The 17,753-nt window shown below is 73.5% G+C and carries 15 protein-coding genes; 2 read left to right on the top strand and 13 right to left on the bottom strand.

Annotated elements, in window-relative coordinates; translation table 11 throughout:
- Window positions 1-6: 6 nt before the first annotated feature.
- The 5 genes from FB455_RS28655 to FB455_RS28635 are packed head-to-tail and all read right to left on the bottom strand — an operon-like array spanning window position 7 to window position 5,137.
- The gene (locus FB455_RS28655; RefSeq protein WP_030272842.1) at window positions 7-717 is read right to left on the bottom strand and encodes an ABC transporter ATP-binding protein; all 711 of its coding nucleotides are present in this window, start codon (window positions 715-717) and stop codon (window positions 7-9) included.
- Window positions 714-1,682, bottom strand: coding sequence for an ABC transporter ATP-binding protein (locus FB455_RS28650; RefSeq protein ID WP_013283815.1), 969 nt, complete (start codon window positions 1,680-1,682; stop codon window positions 714-716). Before FB455_RS28650 ends, FB455_RS28655 begins: the two co-directional genes overlap by 4 nt.
- On the bottom strand, window positions 1,679-2,545 hold the full coding sequence (locus FB455_RS28645) for an ABC transporter permease (RefSeq protein WP_013283814.1): 867 nt from the start codon (window positions 2,543-2,545) through the stop codon (window positions 1,679-1,681). The genes FB455_RS28650 and FB455_RS28645 overlap by 4 nt, the downstream gene beginning before the upstream one ends.
- Window positions 2,538-3,542, bottom strand: coding sequence for an ABC transporter permease (locus FB455_RS28640; RefSeq protein WP_047891468.1), 1,005 nt, complete (start codon window positions 3,540-3,542; stop codon window positions 2,538-2,540). The genes FB455_RS28645 and FB455_RS28640 overlap by 8 nt, the downstream gene beginning before the upstream one ends.
- Entirely contained in the window at window positions 3,539-5,137 is a 1,599-nt protein-coding gene (locus FB455_RS28635) for an ABC transporter substrate-binding protein (RefSeq protein WP_145755379.1), read from the bottom strand. The genes FB455_RS28640 and FB455_RS28635 overlap by 4 nt, the downstream gene beginning before the upstream one ends.
- 202 nt (window positions 5,138-5,339) lie before the next feature.
- Between FB455_RS28635 and FB455_RS28630 the strand changes: the two genes are divergently transcribed.
- Window positions 5,340-6,608, top strand: a complete 1,269-nt coding sequence (locus FB455_RS28630; protein ID WP_145755378.1) for a PP2C family protein-serine/threonine phosphatase — start codon at window positions 5,340-5,342, stop codon at window positions 6,606-6,608.
- Here FB455_RS28630 and FB455_RS28625 read toward each other — a convergent pair.
- Window positions 6,588-6,929, bottom strand: coding sequence for an STAS domain-containing protein (locus FB455_RS28625; RefSeq protein WP_230651205.1), 342 nt, complete (start codon window positions 6,927-6,929; stop codon window positions 6,588-6,590). The two genes, FB455_RS28630 and FB455_RS28625, sit on opposite strands and share 21 nt — an antisense overlap.
- Before the next feature lie 201 nt (window positions 6,930-7,130).
- Between FB455_RS28625 and FB455_RS28620 the strand changes: the two genes are divergently transcribed.
- A complete protein-coding gene (locus FB455_RS28620) occupies window positions 7,131-8,714 on the top strand; it encodes a DUF4139 domain-containing protein (RefSeq protein WP_013283809.1) in 1,584 nt (527 codons plus the stop codon).
- Window positions 8,715-8,783: 69 nt separating this feature from the next.
- Here the strand turns inward: FB455_RS28620 and FB455_RS28615 are convergent, their stop codons facing one another.
- The 7 genes from FB455_RS28615 to kdpB all read right to left on the bottom strand — a co-directional run bounded on the left by FB455_RS28615 (window position 8,784) and on the right by kdpB (window position 17,739).
- Window positions 8,784-9,053 carry a GlsB/YeaQ/YmgE family stress response membrane protein gene (locus tag FB455_RS28615; protein ID WP_013283808.1) on the bottom strand — a complete coding sequence of 90 codons (270 nt, stop codon included), beginning with the start codon at window positions 9,051-9,053 and terminating at the stop codon, window positions 8,784-8,786.
- Between the two features lie 111 nt (window positions 9,054-9,164).
- Window positions 9,165-10,124, bottom strand: coding sequence for an ion transporter (locus FB455_RS28610; protein ID WP_013283807.1), 960 nt, complete (start codon window positions 10,122-10,124; stop codon window positions 9,165-9,167).
- A gap of 90 nt (window positions 10,125-10,214) precedes the next feature.
- Window positions 10,215-11,321, bottom strand: coding sequence for a magnesium and cobalt transport protein CorA (locus FB455_RS28605; protein ID WP_013283806.1), 1,107 nt, complete (start codon window positions 11,319-11,321; stop codon window positions 10,215-10,217).
- Window positions 11,322-11,379: 58 nt separating this feature from the next.
- Window positions 11,380-12,060 carry a response regulator gene (locus FB455_RS28600; RefSeq protein ID WP_013283805.1) on the bottom strand — a complete coding sequence of 227 codons (681 nt, stop codon included), beginning with the start codon at window positions 12,058-12,060 and terminating at the stop codon, window positions 11,380-11,382.
- The gene (locus FB455_RS28595; RefSeq protein WP_013283804.1) at window positions 12,057-14,603 is read right to left on the bottom strand and encodes a sensor histidine kinase; all 2,547 of its coding nucleotides are present in this window, start codon (window positions 14,601-14,603) and stop codon (window positions 12,057-12,059) included. The genes FB455_RS28600 and FB455_RS28595 overlap by 4 nt, the downstream gene beginning before the upstream one ends.
- An 80-nt stretch (window positions 14,604-14,683) precedes the next feature.
- Window positions 14,684-15,565: a potassium-transporting ATPase subunit C gene (locus FB455_RS28590; RefSeq protein WP_013283803.1), complete on the bottom strand. Its 882-nt coding sequence runs from the start codon at window positions 15,563-15,565 to the stop codon at window positions 14,684-14,686.
- Complete coding sequence (gene kdpB, locus FB455_RS28585; RefSeq protein ID WP_013283802.1) at window positions 15,565-17,739, bottom strand: potassium-transporting ATPase subunit KdpB; 2,175 nt, start codon at window positions 17,737-17,739, stop codon at window positions 15,565-15,567. The genes FB455_RS28590 and kdpB overlap by 1 nt, the downstream gene beginning before the upstream one ends.
- Between the last annotated feature and the right edge of the window lie 14 nt (window positions 17,740-17,753).

The following is a 17,753-nucleotide window of genomic DNA, read 5'->3' as shown; positions in this document are numbered from 1 at the left end:
GCGACGTCACGCCGCCGGCAGGTCCACCACCCGGTTGGCCCAGCGGGCCATCAGCGCCGGGTCGTGGGTGATGACCAGGACCCCGGCTCCCTGCCGGCGCTGGTAGTCGGTGACGACGGCGGCGACGTGCGCCTGGGTGGAGGCGTCGAGCATCGCGGTCGCCTCGTCGCAGAGCAGGTAGTCCGGCCGATGCACCAGGGCGCGGGCCAGGCATGCGCGTTGCAGTTGCCCGTCGCTCACCGCGTGCGGTCGGCGGGTCAGCAGGTCGGCGGTGAGGCCGACCAGGTCGGCCAGTTCCGCCGTACGGGCGGCCGCCTGCTCGCGTGATGTGCCGGTGGCGCGTAGCGGCTCGGCGATGATGTCGGCGAGGCTGAGCCGCGGGTCGGTGGCGGCGCGCGGGCTCTGGAACAGGATCGCGACGCGGGTGCGCAGGTGCGCCGGCAGGCGGTGGCGGACGCCGCCGAGCGGTTGACCGTCGATCGTGACGTGACCGCCGTCCGGGGCGTGCAGCAGGGCGAGGACGCGGGCCAGAGTGGACTTGCCGCTGCCCGAGGGGCCGCGCAGTCCGACCGTCTCGCCCGGGGCGACGTGCAGGTCGACCCGGTCGAGGACGCGCTGCCCGCCGTACGCGACGCAGACCTGGTGCGCGGCGAGCCCGGCGGCCGGCGCGGCGCCCGGGGCGGCGGCGTCGGTGGCGCCGGGAACCGTGAGCGTCATGCCGGTACCTCCTCGCGCAGCGGGTGGTGGCAGGCGACCCGGCCCTCGCCGTCGGCGGCGAGGCGGGGCAGGGCGTCGCAGGTGTCGGTGGCGCGGGCGCAGCGCGGGGCGAAGGCGCAGCCGCCGGGCAGGTCGGTGAGCGCAGGCGGGTGGCCGGGTACCGGAACGAAGGCGCGGTCGGGCAGCGCGTCGAGCAGACCGGCGGTGTACGGGTGGGCCGGGTCGTCGAACAGCGCCCCGGCCGGGCGGTGTTCGACGATGCGGCTGGCGTACATCACGGCGACGGTGTCCGCGACGCGGCGCGCGGCGGTCAGGTCGTGCGTGATGAGCAGGACGGCGGCGCCGGTGTCGCAGCGGCGGCGCAGCAGGTCCAGCGTGTGGTCGACGAGCGGCCGGTCGAGGCCGGTGGTGGGTTCGTCGGCGAGCAGCATCGGCGGGTCGGGCGCGAGGGCGAGCGCGGTGGCGAGCCGCTGGGCCATGCCGCCGGACAGCTCGTGCGGGTACCGGTTCAGGTCGGCCGGGTCGAGACCCACGTCGGCGGCGATCCGGGCGGCGGCGGCCGGCGCGTCGCGGCGGCTGTGTCCGTGGGCGCGCAGCGTCTCCTCCAGCAGCTTCCGCCCGGTACGCACCGGGGTGAGCGCGGTGGCGGGGCTCTGCGGGACGAGGCCCAGGCCCCGGCCGCGTACGTGCCGGGCGAGGTGCCGCTCCCCCGCGCCGATCAGGTCGGCCTCCTCGCGTCCCGGCGCGTGCAGGCGGGCCTGCCCGGTGACGGTGGCGTTGCGCGGCAGCAGGCCGAGCAGGGCGTGCGCGAGGACGGACTTGCCGCACCCGGACTCACCGACCACTGCGAGCAGCTCGCCGGGCCGCAGCGTGAGGCTCAGGTCGGTGACGGCGTGCACGACCGCGTCGCGCAGCCGGAAACGGACGGTCAGCCCGTCGACGGTCAGCAGCGCCGGGGCGGTCACAGGTGCAGCTCCGCTCGTACGCGCGGGTCGAGGCGGTCACGCCAGCGGCCGGTGAGCACGGCGAGCGCCAGCGTGGCCGCCACCAGCAGGAGGCCGGGGACGATGCTGGCCCACCAGGCGCCGGTGAGCAGTGACCGCTGCCCGTCGTTGATCATGTTGCCGATCGAGGCCAGGTGCGGCGGCAGGCCGAGGCCGAGGAACGACAGCGCGGTCTCGTGCCAGACGGCGTGCGGCACCATGAGCGTGGTCGCCAGCGCCAGGCGCGGCAGCACGTGCGGCAGCAGGTGCCGGGTGAGCACCCGGACACGCCCCGCGCCGCCGGAGATCGCGGCGTCCACGAACGGCCGGTTGCGCAGGCTGAGCAGCTCGGAGCGGACGATCCGGGCGGTGGACAGCCAGTGCGTCAACGCGATGGACGCGATCACCGCGCCGAGGCTGGGACGCAGCATCGCCACGATGAAGATGCCCAGCAGCAGGTGCGGCAGCGCGGCGACGGTGTCCACGACGCGCATGAGCGCCCGGTCGACCCAGCCGCCGACGCTGCCGGCGACGGCGCCGACCAGGCCGCCGATGACCGCCGCGACGAGCGCGGCGACCGCGCCGACGAGCAGCGAGACGCGCAGGCCGTAGAGGCTGCGCAGAGCCACGTCGCGGCCGAGGTCGTCGGTGCCGGCCAGGTTCTCCGGCGAGGGCGCGAGCCGGGTACGGGAGAGGTCGACGGCGCTCTGGTCGAGCGGCCACAGGACCGGGGCGAGAAGCGCGGCGGCGACGACACCGGCGAGCACGACGACGGCGACAGTCGTGCCGACGCCGCCGGGGAGGCGCAGGCGCCGGACGCGCGCAGGGAGGGCGAGGTCAGTCATCGAGGCGTACCCGGGGGTCGGCGGCGGCGTAGGCGAGGTCGGTGACCAGGTTCGCGGTCAGCACCACGACGGTGGTGGCCAGCGTCGTGGCCGCGAGCAGCGGGAAGTCGGCGCCCAGCGCGGCCTCGACGGTGACCGCGCCGAGGCCGGGCAGGGAGAACACGGTCTCCACCAGGACCGCGCCGCCGACGAGTTCGGGCAGGTGCGTGCCGACCAGGGTGAGGAACGGCAGCAGCGCGGTCCGCAGCGCGTGTCCGAACAGGACGACCCGGCCGGGGAGCCCTCGGGCGCGGGCGGCCAGGACGTGGTCGTCGCGCAGGCTCTCGGCGACCGCGTCGCGGACGAACAGCACGAACCACGGCGCCTGGGAGATCGCCAGCACCGTCACGGGAAGCACCAGGTGCCGGGCCACGTCGGCCGGGTCGGTGCCCGTGGCGGTGATGTCGGTGAGCCCGCCGGCGGGCAGCCAGCCGAGGCTGAGGGCGAACACGGCGATCGCCGCGAGGCCGATCCAGAACACCGGCATGGACTGCACGGCGTACGCGACGGCGCGCAGCGCCCTGTCGAACCAGCCGCCGCGCCGGTACGCGGCCAGCGTGCCCAGCAGCACGCTCGCCACCAGCACCAGGGCCAGCGCGGTGCCGACCAGCAGCAGCGTCCAGCCGGCCCGGGCGGCGAGCACCGAGGTGACCGGCTCGTGCCGGCTCGTCGACCACCCGAGGTCGCCGCGCAGCAGGTTGCCGATCCAGCGGGCGTACTGCACCGGCAGCGGATCGTCGACGCCCCAGTTGGCGCGGATCTGCGCGAGGTTCTCCTCGCTGGTGGTGAACGCCGCCGCGCCCGCGTACTGCTGGGCCGGGTCGATCGGTGAGGCGGCGCCGAGGGCGAACATGCCCATGCTGGTCGCCGCCAGCACCGGTAGCGCCACCAGCAGCCGGCGCCGGACCACGGTGCCGGCCCCGGCCGGCCGCCGCCGACCGGTCACGGCTGCCGTCACGGCTTCTTCGTCCAGGTGTGCACGTTCCACCAGATGCTGTTGGCGACGTCGTGCTCGTGCGGCTCGACCCGCGGCGTCACCCCGGTCACGGCGTCCTTCAGCACGTAGGTGTGCCGGAGATAGGTGAGGAAGACCCACGGCACGTCGGTGGCGAGCTGCTTCTGGAACGTGGCGTACGCGGCCTTACGGGCGGCCGGGTCGGCGTTGTCCCGGCCCTCCTGCAACGCGGCGTCGGTGACAGCCGAGCGGTACGAGCCGGGGTTGAAGAAGCCCTGCCCGGCGAAGGCCGAGCTGAACAGCTTGTACGAGACGAAGTCCGGGTCGTACGGCGTGCCGTAGCCCATCATCAGCGCGTCGTCACCCATCCGCGGGGTGATCGCGTCCCAGGTCAGGCCCTCCGGCGTGACAGTGATGCCGACCTTCTTCGCATCGGCGGTGACGGCCAGGGCCAGTTCCTTGCGCAGGCTGTCGGTGGCCGGGTACATGAGCGCGAACGCGGCCGGCCGCCCGTCCTTCACCCGGATGCCGTCCGGGCCGGGCTTCCACCCGGCGGCGTCCAGCGCGGCGGTCGCCGCGGCGGTGTCGGCGGCGGGCCTGCCGGCGATCGACGGCTCGGCGTATTCCGACGTGGGCGGCACCGGGCCGAACGCGGGTTCGCCCGCGCCGCCGAGCACGCCTGTCACCATGGCCTGCCGGTCCACCGCGACGTTCAGCGCCTTCCGGATCGCGAGGTCGCCGGTGACCGGGTTGCCCATCGGCAGCATGACGCCCCGGTAGTCGGCGGTCGGCACCTTCTGCACCCGGTAGCCGTCCCGGCCCTCGAACCCGGACGCGAGCTTCGGTGCCAGCTCCGCCGCGTCGAACTCGCCGGCCCGCATCCGCTGGGCCCGGACGTTGTCGTCGGCGACGAACGCCACCACCACGCCGGAGTTCGCCGGCTTGCCACCCCAGTACGTCTCGTTGGCCGCGAGCACGAGCCGGTCACCGGGTGTCCACGAGGTGAACCGGTACGGGCCGGTGCCGACCGGCTTGCGGTTGAACGCGGCCTTGTTGACGTCCTGCCCGGCGAACGCCTTCGCCGGGACGATCCCCAGCGCCAGCCGTTGCAGGAACGGCGCGTACGCGTACTTCAGGGTGAACACGACCGTCGCCGGGTCGGGCGCGGAGACGGAGGCGAGCATGTCCAGATCGGACCGCAGCGTGGAGTCGACTCCCGGGTCGAGCACCGCCTGGTAGGTGAACACCACGTCCTGGGCGGTCAGCGGGCTGCCGTCGTGGAACAGCACGCCCTCGCGCAGCTTCGCGGTGACTGTCTTCCCCTCCGCCGAGACGGCAGGCAGTTCACGGGCCAGGGCGGGCACCAGCTCGTTGCGGGCGTCCCGGGCGACCAGCCCGTCGAAGATCAGCGATGCGCCGTCGACGCCGTAGTTGAGCACCGGGTTGAGCGTGTCCGGCTCGCCGGCGGTGGCGACCACGAGCGTGTCCGCGCCCTTCGGGCCGCCTGTCGAGGCCGTGGGCGACGAGCAACCGGCGGCGGCGAGCAGGGCGGCGGCGAGCACCGCGGCCACGCGTACGGGCTTGGGTCTGATCGCCACGGCAACCCCTCGAACACTCGTCTGCGGGTGGCAGCGCACGGGCGCTCCGGCGAAGATCGATCATCGCGTGCCGGAGCGCCCGCTACCGCCACTATTCGGTAGTTGCCAACTATATGCAATAACCTCTGGTCGATGACGGCGACCCGCCGCCCCCGGTCTCGCTCGCCAGGCGGACGTCCGGCGCGCTGAATATGCTCGGGGGGTGAAGGACAGCGAGCAGGCGGTGCTGGCCGGGATGTTGCAGTCGGCCGAGGACGCCGCCCCGGTGCAGGCGGTCGAGGCCGTCACCGGCGTCATCGCCACGGCGCTGAACGCGCGCGGCGTCTCGCTGCTGATCGCCGACCTCAGCGGCCGTGCGCTGGTCCGGCTGACGCACCAGCCGGCCGGCGGCGGTACCGGCCGGCGTCACGGCGAGGAGGACGCCGAGGTCCTCCCCTTCGACGGCGGGCCCTACGAGCAGGCGCTCCGTCAGCAGGCCCCGGTGGTCGTCCCCGGCGACGGCGCCTGGACCGTGCTGGCGCCGGTCACCGACCGCGGTGAGGCGATCGGCCTGCTGGAGATCGACCTGCCCGACGACCCGGACGGCGACGTGGTGAACTGGGTCGCGCGTACCGCGCACGCGCTGGCGTTCGTGGTCATCGCCAACCGCAGGCACACCGACCTGTTCGAGTGGGGACAGCGCACCACCCCGTTCAGCCTCTCCGCCGAGATCCAGCGTCGCCTGCTGCCCGCCTCGTTCACCTGCGAGGCCGGCGCCTTCGCTCTCTCCGGCTGGCTGGAACCCGCCGCGAGCGTCGGCGGCGACACCTTCGACTACAGCCTGGCCCGGGACCTGCTGCACCTCAGCGTCACCGACGCGATGGGCCACGGCGTGGCGAGCGCGCTCACCGCCACCCTCGGCGTGGGCAGCCTGCGCAACAGCCGCCGCCGTGGCGCCGGCCTGGTCGCCCAGGCCGAGGAGGCCAACCGGGCCGTCGCGGAGAACGCGAACGTACGCGGCGCGTACGTCACCGCCGTGCTGGGCCGCATCGACCTGACCACGGGACGCTGCGAACTGGTGAACGCCGGGCACGTCCCACCGATGCTGGTCCGGGACGGCCGGGTCGTACCGGTGGACCTGCCGGGCAACTTCCCGTTCGGGATGTTCCCCGGCGAGAGCTACCGCAGCGGGGAGCTGCCACTGCTACCCGGCGACCGGCTGGTGGTGGTCACCGACGGCATGCGCGACCGCAACGCCGCCGACCTCGACCTGCCCGCCGCCCTGCTCCGCCTCTCCCACCTGCATCCCCGTGAGGCGGTCCGGGCGCTGTCCGACGCGGTGCTGGAGATCGCCGGGCCGGCTCTGACCGACGACGCCACGCTGCTCGTCGTCGACTGGTACGGCGACCACGGGCCGCGGCGCAGCACCGCCGGTGCCGACACCGCCCGCGTCAGCCCGGACGAGGAGCGCTCAGCGCACCGCGGCCGGTGAGCCGTCCTCGGCGTCACGCACCGTGCCGAAGAGCGGGATGACGCGGTCCACCGAGGTGATCGAGAAGACGTTGCGGATCGACTGGCGGACGACGGCCAGACCGAGCCAGCCGTCGCGCTCCCGCAGGTTCTTGTAGACGAGCACGAGCGCGCCAAGGCCGCTGGAGTCCACGAATCCGACCTGGGTCAGGTCGACGACCACCGTCCGGGCGCCGGTCTCCACCACCTCGAGCAACCGGTCACGCAACGTCGGTGCGCTGGCCATGTCCAGGTCGCCGGCGACCTCGATCACCGGGCCGACACGCCCCTGTCTGGTCGTCACCGAGAACTCCACCACTCCCCCTCCACCGCACACCCGTCGCTACCCGACACCGTGCCAGAAATCCGCCCTGATCGCCTCCCGTAGGTGCGCGGCGGTTCAGCGGCCTACCCGCGAAGTGGTGGAGGACACCTCAGTGCGCGCCACCGCGTATCCGCTCTACGGCAGCCCCGCCGCGGGCGCGCCTGAACTACCCTCGCCGCCGTGGACACTGTGGAGATCGATGCGCCCGTCGTCGGCGTGACCGTCTACCCGGACCGCGCCCGGGTCACCCGCCGCGGCGGCGTCCGGCTGGCCGCGGGCGACCACCGGGTACGCGTCGCCCCGCTCCCGCTGGGCCTGCGCCGGGACTCGATCCGGGTGGGTGGCCGGGGCGCGGTGACCGTACTCGGGGTGGACGTGACCGCGTGGCGGCAACCCCGCAGCACCGACGCCCAGGTGGTCGAGCTGGAACGGCGGCGGTGGGAACTGGCGGACGAGCTGGCCGAGGTCGGTGACACCGACGCGGTCGAGGAACAGCGCGGCGAGTTCCTCACCCGGCTCGCCGAGCGGGCCGGTGGCACGTACGCCCGGGCGCTGGCCGCGGGCGACGCGGCCCCGGCCGACGTCGCGGCCTTCACCGACTCGGTGTCCGGTCAGCTCACCGAGTCGCGGGCCCGGCGGCGCGGGCTGGCCCGGCGGCGCACCGAGCTGGCCGAGGAGCTGGCCGCCGTCGACCGGGAACTGGACGCGGCGCGCGGCAAGCGGGAGCCGGACCGGCTGGCCGCCGAGGTGTCCGTCTCGGTGGACGCCGACGACACCGAGGTGGAGCTGGAGCTGACATATCTGGTGGACGGCGCCCGCTGGACGCCCTCCTACGACCTGCGGCTGGTCGAGGACACCATGACTGTCACCTGGTTCGGGCTGGTCAGCCAGGGCACCGGGGAGGACTGGCCGGAGTGCGAACTCCAGCTCTCCACGGCCCGTCCGGCGGCGGCGAGCGGCGTACCCGAATTGTCGCCCTGGTATCTCGACCGGCTCCGGCCGGAGCCGCCGATGGCCGTGTCGGCCGCGTCGTTCGGCGGCGTGGTGCCGCCCCCGGCGCCCGGCGCGGCACCGGCGGGCCGTCCCCGCGCGGCACGGGCCGCGGCGCCGGCGGTGCGGGAGAGCGTCGCCGAGGTGGAGCAGGGCGTGACGGCGGCTACCTACCGTCCCGCGCGGCCGGTGGCGGTGCCCGCGGACGGCAGCGCGCACCGGGTGACGATCGCGGTGCTGGAGCTGCCGGCCCGGCTGGACCACGTGAGCGTGCCGGTGCGTGCCGCCGAGGCGCACCTGCGGGCCACGGTCCGCAACTCGTCGGACCACACGCTGCTGCCCGGCCCGGCGTCGGTCTTCCACGGCGCCGATTTCGTGGCGGCGACGCGGCTGAAGACGTGGGCGCCGGGCGAGGAGACCGAGCTGGCGCTCGGGATCGACGACCGGCTGCGGGTGGAGCGGAAGCTGTCCCGGCGCACCGAGAGCAAGGCCACGCTCGGGTCGACGCGGCGGCGGGAGGTGGAGTACCGGATCACTGTGGCGAACCACACGCCCCGGCCGGCCACTGTGGAGGTCCAGGACCAGCTGCCGGTGTCCCGGGACGAGGCGGTGGTGGTACGCGAGACCGCGCTGACGCCGCCGCCGGCCGAGCGTACGGAGCTGGGTGAGCTGACCTGGCGGCTGTCACTGGCACCTGGTGAGAGCGGCGAGATCGCCCTCGGCTTCCGGGTGGAGCTGGCCAAGGGCGTCGAGCTGACCGGCTGGCGGGAGTAGCCGGCGCACACGTTAAGAAGGGCCCCTTCTTATGCGCGATGCGTTAAGAAGGGGCCCTTCCTTCGGTCCTCAGATGCGGCGGCGGCCGTAGAGGCCGGCGAAGACGGCGACGCCGATGGCGGCGAAGCCGACCTGGAGCAACAGCTCGATCCAGTCGATGCCGGGGGTGTCGTCGACGCCGAACGCGCCGGCCACCAGCGTGCCGACGAACGCGGCGACCACACCGATGAGCAGGGTCAGCCAGATCGGGATGTTCTGCTTGCCCGGCACCACCAGGCGCCCGAGCGCACCGATGACGAGACCGATGATGAGCGCGGTGAAGAAGCCCGTGATCTCCACGAGAGGCGTCCCTTCCCTCAGATGTGTTGGCGTCTGGCTGGTTGCCCCGATCAACCAGCCGGCCAAACCCGGGAGCCGCGTTCGTCACGGAACTGTCATGACCGTCCCTGATCAGTGGTCCGAGGGCTGGCGGCGGCGCGGCGCGCCGGGCGGCTCCTCCCGGTCGATGCGCAGTTCCCGCTCCAACTCGGCGATCACCATCCGCAGGTCGTCCAGTCGCTGGCTGATCGCGATCCGGTCCACCTCGTCCGGTATCCCGTCCCCGTCGGAGTCGTAGTCGGAGGCCAGCCCCTCGGTCATCTCCAGCCGGCGCGCCTCCTCCATCGAGTTGACGATGACGGCGATGAGGATGTTCAGCAGGAGGTTGACCGCGATCATCACGAAGCTGACGTAGTAGAGCAGCGTCCACGGCGACACCTCCAGACCCTGTTCCAGCAGGTCCGGCAGCGTCTCCAGGGACAGCAGCACGAACAGCGTGACGAGCGAGCGGCCGATGTCGCCGTACTGCTCGGGGTAGCGGTCGCCGAAGATCAGCCAGCCCGCCATGCCGTACACGTAGAGCGTGACGGCGGCGAGCGCGAGGAAACCCGCGACGCCTGGGAGGCTGCGCCACAGCGCCGCGACGATGGTCCGCAGGCCGGGTGAGAAGCGCACGAGGCGCAGCACCCGGGCGACCCGGATGAACCGCAGCACAGCCGAGTCGCCGTGCAGGCCCGGGACGAATATGGCTGCTGTCACCAGCAGGTCGAAGACGTTCCAGCCGTGCCGGAAGAAGTCCTGCGGGCGGCGGCCGTACGCGAGCACCCGGATGGTGATCTCCACGACGAAGACCGCCCGGAACATCCACTCCGTCCACCGCAGCACCGGCCCGGCGGCCCCGAGGTTCGGGTACGTCTCGATGCCCAGCACCACGCCGTTGGCCATGATGAGCACCACGATGGCCACCTCGAACGGCCGGGACGCGACGATCCGGGCACAGTGGCCGGCCAGCCCGCGCTTTCCGTCACTGGTCCGGCGCCCGCCGCGCGGTGCCGGAACCGTGTCCCCGATCAGCGTTCCCCTCCGGCACACGAGAGCCGGACGACGCACGGACGACAGGGGGTAGCCACCCGGACACTTTAGTGGATCACCGACGGCGAACTGCTCCGGCGCCCGGCCGGCTCACAGCCAGCCGCGGCGTTTGAACAGCAGGTAGAGCGCGCCGCAGACGGCGAGCATCAGGGTGACCGCGAACAGGTAGCCGTACCGCCAGTCCAGCTCCGGCATGTGGGTGAAGTTCATCCCGTAGACGGTGCCGATCAGGGTGGGTGCGAACAGGATCGCCGCCCACGCGGAGACCCGTTTGATCTCCTCGTTCTGCTCGAAGCTGGCAGCGGTCAGGCTGCGCATCTCCTCGTTCTGCGCCTGCGACACCAGTGTGGCGTTGACTGTGAGGATGTTCTGGAGCAGGTGCCGGAACCCGTCCACCCGCTCCACCACCTGGGTCAGGTGGTCGGCCACGTCGCGCAGCCGGCGGCGCAGTTCCTCGTCCGTGCCGTACCTGTCGAAGCCGTGCGTGAGCGCGTCGACCACCTTCAGCAGCGGCCGGGCGGCCCGCTGGAACTGGATCACCTCGCGGCTCAGCTCGTAGATGCGGCGGCTGGCGTTCGGGTCGCCGCCGAACACCTCGGTCTCGATCTCGTCGATGTCGTTCTCCAGCCCGGCCACCACCGGCGCGTAGCCGTCCACCACCCGGTCGAGCACGGCGTAGAGCACCGCCTCCGGGCCGAGCGCGAGCACCTCGGGTTCGGCCTCCAGCCGCCGCCGTACCCCGGCCAGGTCCGGCGTGCCGCCGTGCCGCACGGTGATCACGAAACCGGGGCCGAGGAACAGGTGCAGCTCGGCGAACTCGACCGCCTCCCGGGCGTCCAGGTAGCGGGCGGCGCGCAGCACCACGAACAAGGTGTCGCCGTAGCGTTCCAGCTTGGGGCGCTGGTGGGCGTTGATCGCGTCCTCGACGGCCAGGTCGGGGAGCTGGAACTCGGCGGCGAGCGAGGCGACCTCCTCCCGGCCCGGCCGGCGCAGCCCGATCCAGGCCATCGCGTCGTCGAGGTGTTGCAGGCAGCGGAACGTGTCGGCGAGGGTGACAGGCGACGCCCGGCGTACGCCGCCGACGTAGACGCCGCTGTCGACCAGCCCGTCGGGTCGCTCCGGCTCGGCCGCACCCGCGTCGATGGCGTGCTCGTCCAGGCGGCGGCCGAACCCCTCCGAGGACCGGTTGTCCGCCATGCCCCTCCCCCGCTGCTCGGCCGGGTCGCCGAGTCCCCCGCCCGCGCTCGCGCAAACGTCAGGGGCGGTAGCGGTAGCCCATGCCCGGTTCGGTGATCAGGTGGCGGGGCCGGGCCGGGTCGTCCTCCAGCTTGCGCCGCAACTGGGCCATGTACTGCCGCAGGTAGTTCGTCTCGTGGTGGTACTCCGGCCCCCACACGTCGTGCAGCAACTGGCGCTGGCTGACCAGCTTGCCCGGGTTGCGCAGCAGCTTCTCCAGCATGGCCCACTGGGTGGGGGTGAGCTTGACCTCGACGCCGTCGTCCCGGGTGACCGTCCGGTCGGCCAGGTCGACGGTGTTGTGGCCGATCCGCAGCGCGGGCACGGCGGGCGTGGCCGGGGCGAGCCGCCGGGTCACCGCGCGGATGCGGGCCAGCAGCTCGTCCACCCCGAACGGCTTGGTCACGTAGTCGTCGGCGCCCGCGTCGAGCGCGGCCACCTTGTCCTCGCTGCCGGCCCGTCCGGACAGCACGATGATCGGCACGGCGGTCCAGCCGCGCAGACCCCGGATGACGTCGGTGCCGTCCAGGTCGGGCAGGCCGAGGTCGAGCACCACCAGGTCCGGCGGGTGCCCGGCGGCGGCCTTGAGCGCGGCGGCGCCGCTGCCTGCGACCTCGACGTCGTAGCCCCGGGCGCGCAGGTTGATCCGCAGCGCGCGCAGGATCTGCGGCTCGTCGTCGACGACCAGGATCCGGGTCATTCCTGCGGCCCCTCCGGCTGGGTGGCGGCCGGCAGCCGCAGCACCATGGTGAGACCGCCACCGGGCGTGGTCTCCGGGGTGATGCTGCCACCCATCGCCTCGGCCAGTCCCCGGGACAGCGCCAGCCCCAGGCCCACCCCGGTCTGGTTGTCCCGGTCGCCGAGGCGCTGGAACGGCAGGAAGACGTGCTCCCACTGGTCCTCCGGGATGCCCGGGCCGGTGTCGATCACCCGCAGCTCGACCTGCCCGGCGTGCGCGCTGCCGGTGATCGCCGGCGGCCGGCCGGGCGGGCTGTGCCGCAGCGCGTTCGCCACGATGTTGACCAGCACCCGCTCCAGCAGGCCCGGGTCGGCCAGCGCCGCCGGCAGGTCGGCCGGGATGTCGGTGGTCACCTCGGCCGCCGCCGGGCCCAGCTCGTCAAGCGCGAGGGGTACGGCGTCCTCCAGCCCGATCGCTGTGGCGCTCACGCCCAGCGCGCCGGCCTGCAACCGGCTCATGTCGAGCAGGTTCGCCACCAGCCGGCCCAGCCGGTCCAGCGACTCGTCGGCGGTGGCGAGCAGTTCCTCCCGGTCGTCCGCGTCGAACTCGACGTCGTGGCTGCGCAGGCTGCTCACCGCCGCCTTGGCCGACGCCAGCGGCGTACGCAGATCGTGGCTGACCGCCGCGAGCAGCGCGGTCCGCATCCGGTCGGCGGCGGCGAGCGGACGGGCGGTGGCGGCCTCCTCGGCCAGCCGTTCCTGGCGCAGCGCGACGGCGGCCTGCGCGGCGAACGCCTCGACCACCCGCCGGTCGGCCGCCTCCAGCCGCCGGCCGGCGAGCACCACGCTGAGCCGGTCGTCGACCGGCACCACCGTCTCGCCCGCGCCCGGGCTACCGGGCGGCCGCTCGCCGACGCTCGCCACCACCCGCCAGGCGTCCGCCCCCCGGGCGCGCGCCGGGCGTCCGCCGGCCTCGTCGGTCAGCTCCAGCACGCTCACCGCGCGCAGCCCGAACGTCTCCCGCAGCCGGTCCAGCAGCGCGGGCAGCGGCCGCTCGCCGCGCAGCACGCTGCCCGCCACGGTGGCCAGGGTCTGCGCGTCGGCGGAGGCCCGGGCCGCCTCCCGGGTACGCCGGGCCGCCACGTCGACCACCCAGCTCACCGCGATGGCGACGCCGACGAACACGCCCAGGGCGAGCAGGTTGTCCGCCTCGGCGATGGTGAGCGTCCGGTACGGCGGCGTGAAGAACCAGTTGAGCAGCAGCGAACCGCCGAGCGCGGCGACCAGCGCGGGCCACAGCCCGCCGACGAGCGCCACGCCCACCACACCGGCGAGGAACAGCAGGATGTCGTTCGTCAGGGTGAGATCGGGCAGCGTCCGCAGCACGAGCGTGAGCAGCGGCATGCCGAGCACCGCGAGCGCGTACCCGATCAGCCGTCGCCGCCGGGACAGCGCGGCGGGCACCGACGTACCCCGGCGCCCGCGCCCCGCCTCGGGGTGGGTGACCAGGTGCACGTCGATCGGGCCGGACAGCGCGGTGGTGGTCACCCCGACGCCCCGGGAGAACACCTGCGCGAACCGGCCCCGGCGGCTCGCGCCGAGCACGAGCTGGGTGGCGTTGACGCCCCGGGCGAAGTCCAGCAGCGCCGCCGGGATGTCGGTGCCGAGCACCTGGTGGTACGTACCGCCGAGGCTCTCCACCAGCACCCGCTGCCGGGCGAGCTGGGCCGGGTCGGCGCCGGCGAGCCCGTCGCTGCGGGCCACGTGCACGGCGAGCAGGTCGGCGCCCTTGCTGCGGGCGGCGATCCGGGCCGCCCGGCGGATCAGCGTCTCGCCCTCGGGGCCGCCGGTCAGCGCGACCACCACCCGTTCCCGCGCCTCCCAGGTGTCGGAGATGCCCTGCTGGGCCCGGTACGCGTCGAGCTGCTCGTCGACCTTGTCGGCCAGCCAGAGCAGCGCCAGTTCGCGCAGCGCGGTGAGGTTGCCGACCCGGAAGTAGTTGCCGAGCGCGGCGTCGATCTTGTCGGGCCGGTAGATGTTGCCGTGCGCCATCCGGCGGCGCAGCGCCTCCGGCGTCATGTCCACCAGCTCGACCTGCTCGGCGGCCCGGACCACCTGGTCCGGCACCGTCTCCCGCTGGGTGGTGCCGGTGATCTGCGCGACCACGTCGTTCAGTGACTCCAGGTGCTGCACGTTGACAGTGGAGAGCACGCTGATCCCGGCGTCGAGCAGCTCCTGCACGTCCTGCCAGCGCTTCTCGTGGCGGGAGCCGGGCACGTTCGTGTGAGCCAGCTCGTCCACCACGACGACCTCGGGCCGCCGGGCCAGCACCGCGTCCAGGTCCATCTCGGTGAACTCGACGCCCCGGTACGTCATCGACCGGCGCGGCACCACCTCCAGGTCGCCGACCATCTCGGCGGTGTGCCGGCGGCCGTGCGTCTCGACCAGGCCGATCACCACGTCGGTGCCGCGCTCGGCCCGGCGCTGGGCCTCCTCGAGCACGGCGTACGTCTTCCCGACGCCCGGAGCGGCACCGAGATAGATCCGCAGTTCACCCCTGCCCACGCCCCCATCCTCCCCGAGTGGAAGGAAGGGCCCCCTGTTAACGCCTCGCGAGGTGAAGGGGGCCCTTCTTAACACTTCCGTCAGCGCGCCGGGAACGCCTCGTCCAGCGCCAGGTTGAGTTCCAGCACGTTCACACCGGGCTCGCCCATGAAGCCCAGCGCCCGGCCGGTGGTGTGCTCGGCGACCAGCCGCCGTACCGCCGCCGGGTCCGCGCCGCGCTCCCGCGCCACCCGGGCCACCTGGATCCGGGCGTACGCCGGGGAGATGTGCGGGTCGAGGCCGCTGCCGCTGGCGGTGACCGCGTCGGCCGGTACGGCCGGGCGCGCCGGGGCGTCCCCGCGTACCGGGGTGACGATGCCGCCCTCGGCCACGTAGTCGTGGCCGGGCTGCGCCGCCTCCACCGGCACGCCCTGCCAGATGGTGACGAACGGCGTCGCGGGCGCGGCCTGGTTGACGCTGACCACGCGGGTGATCGGGCCGGTGAGGCCGTCGGCGCGGAACACGGCGAGCACCGCGCCCACCCCGTCCGGCGTGCAGTACGGGCGCCGCCCGTCCACGCCGTCGAGGTCGCCGACCGCCTTGCTGCGGGCGCAGACCTGGGTGAGCAGGCTGTGCGCCGACGTCTCCTCGTCGCCGGTGAGCGTGTCCACCACGCTCTCCGGGCCGAGGTTGCCCGCCGCGGTGGCGGTCGGGTCGTAGCCGTCCCCGGCGGCCGACGGGCGGGACTGGAAGTAGCGCGGGACCGGGTTGCCGTCCGCGTCGGTGAACGACTGGCCGATCAGCAAGCTGCCGACGGTCCGGCCGCCGACGGTGAGCAGTGAACCGTCCGCCCTGCCGTCGAGGCCGGGGAGCCGGCCGACGGCGACCAGAGCGAGCGGGTAGACCAGGCCGAGCAGCACGGTGAAGACGAGCACCGCGCGCAGGGCGGCCAGGTGCTGGGAGAGCCAACTGGGAAGGCGCATCACGAGATCCCCGGGACGAACTGGACGAGCAGGTCGATGAGCTTGATGCCGACGAACGGCACCACGATGCCGCCGAGGCCGTAGAGCCACAGGTTGCGGCGCAGCAGCGTCGAGGCGCTGGCCGGGCGGTAACGCACGCCGCGCAGGGCCAGCGGGATCAACGCCACGATGACCATCGCGTTGAAGACGACGGCGGAGAGGATCGCCGACTCTGGGCTGGCCAGGCGCATGATGTTGAGCCGGTCCAGCGACGGGTAGATGCCGGCGAACATGGCCGGGATGATCGCGAAGTACTTCGCGATGTCGTTGGCGATGCTGAACGTCGTCAGCGCACCCCGGGTGATCAGCAACTGCTTGCCGATCTCCACGATCTCGATCAGCTTGGTCGGGTCGGAGTCGAGGTCGACCATGTTGCCGGCCTCCTTCGCGGCCGACGTGCCGGTGTTCATGGCGACGCCGACGTCCGCCTGGGCCAGCGCGGGCGCGTCGTTGGTGCCGTCGCCGGTCATGGCGACGAGCCGGCCGCCCTCCTGCTCCTTCTTGATCAGCGCGAGCTTGTCCTCCGGCGTGGCCTCGGCGAGGAAGTCGTCCACGCCCGCCTCGTCGGCGATCGCCTTCGCGGTACGCGGGTTGTCACCGGTGATCATCACGGTGCGGATGCCCATCCGGCGCATCTCGTCGAAGCGCTCCCGCATCCCGGCCTTCACCACGTCCTTGAGGTGGATGACGCCGAGCGCCCGGGCCGGTTCCCCGGCCACGTGCTCGGCCACCACGAGCGGCGTGCCGCCGGTGCCGCTGATCCCGTCGACCAGTTCACCGACCTGTTCGGTCGGGTGGCCGCCGTTGTCGCGTACCCACTTCATCACCGCGGCGGCCGCGCCCTTGCGGACGTGCCGGACGCCCCCGTCGGCGTCGAGGTCGACGCCGCTCATCCGGGTCTGCGCGGTGAACGGCACGAACGTGGCGTGCGGGATGAGACCGGGCTCGCGCTCGCGCAGCCCGTACTCGTTCTTCGCGAGCACCACCACCGAGCGGCCCTCGGGGGTCTCGTCGGCCAGGCTGGACAGCTGCGCCGCGTCGGCGAGCGTGGCCGCGTCCACGCCGGTCACCGGCAGGAACTCGGCGGCCTGCCGGTTGCCGAGCGTGATCGTGCCGGTCTTGTCCAGCAGCAGCGTGTTGACGTCGCCCGCCGCCTCGACCGCCCGGCCGCTCATCGCCAGCACGTTGCGCTGCACGAGCCGGTCCATGCCGGCGATGCCGATCGCGGACAGCAGCGCGCCGATGGTGGTCGGGATGAGACAGACCAGCAGGGACACGAGGACGACGCCGGTGACGCCGGAGTCGGTGATCGCCGCGGTGTCGGGCGCGGCGGCCTGGTAACCCTTGGCGAAGATCGCCATGGGCTGGAGCGTGACGACGGCGAGCAGGAAGATGATCGTCAGCGCGGCCAGCAGGATGTTCAGCGCGATCTCGTTCGGCGTCTTCTGCCGGTTGGCGCCCTCGACCAGCGCGATCATCCGGTCGATGAAGCTCTCGCCCGGCTTCTGGGTGATCCGGACGACGATCCGGTCGGAGAGGACCCGGGTGCCGCCGGTGACCGCGCTGCGGTCGCCGCCGGACTCCCGGATCACCGGGGCGGACTCGCCGGTGATCGCCGACTCGTCGACGCTGGCGATGCCCTCCACCACGTCGCCGTCACCGGGGATGACCTGCCCGGCCTCGACCAGGACGACGTCACCCTGCCGCAGTTGCGGCGCGGGCACCGCCTCGTCCCGGTACGCGTTCGCGGCGGCACCGGGCGTCCAGCCGACCAGGCGGGTGGCGATGGTGTCCTGCTTGGCCCGGCGCAGCGTGTCGGCCTGGGCCTTGCCGCGTCCCTCGGCGACCGCCTCGGCCAGGTTCGCGAAGATCACGGTCAGCCAGAGCCAGACGGTGATCGCGACCGCGAAGACCGACGGGTCGGCGACCGCGAGCACAGTGGTAAACAGCGCGCCGATCTCCACGATCAGCATCACCGGGTTGCGCCACAGGGTGCGCGGGTCGAGCTTGCGCAGCGCCTCCGGCAACGACCGGAGCAACTGGCGAGGGTCGAGCAGTCCGCCGCCGACCCGGTCCTCCCGGCGGCCCGGCGTGCCCGGAGCCGGCGCGTCGGCGGTCTGCACAGGTGCGGTCATGTCCTTGTCTCTCA

The organism is Micromonospora sp. CNZ296, assembly GCF_007827635.1.
This window is presented reverse-complemented; position numbering and strand designations above follow the sequence as displayed.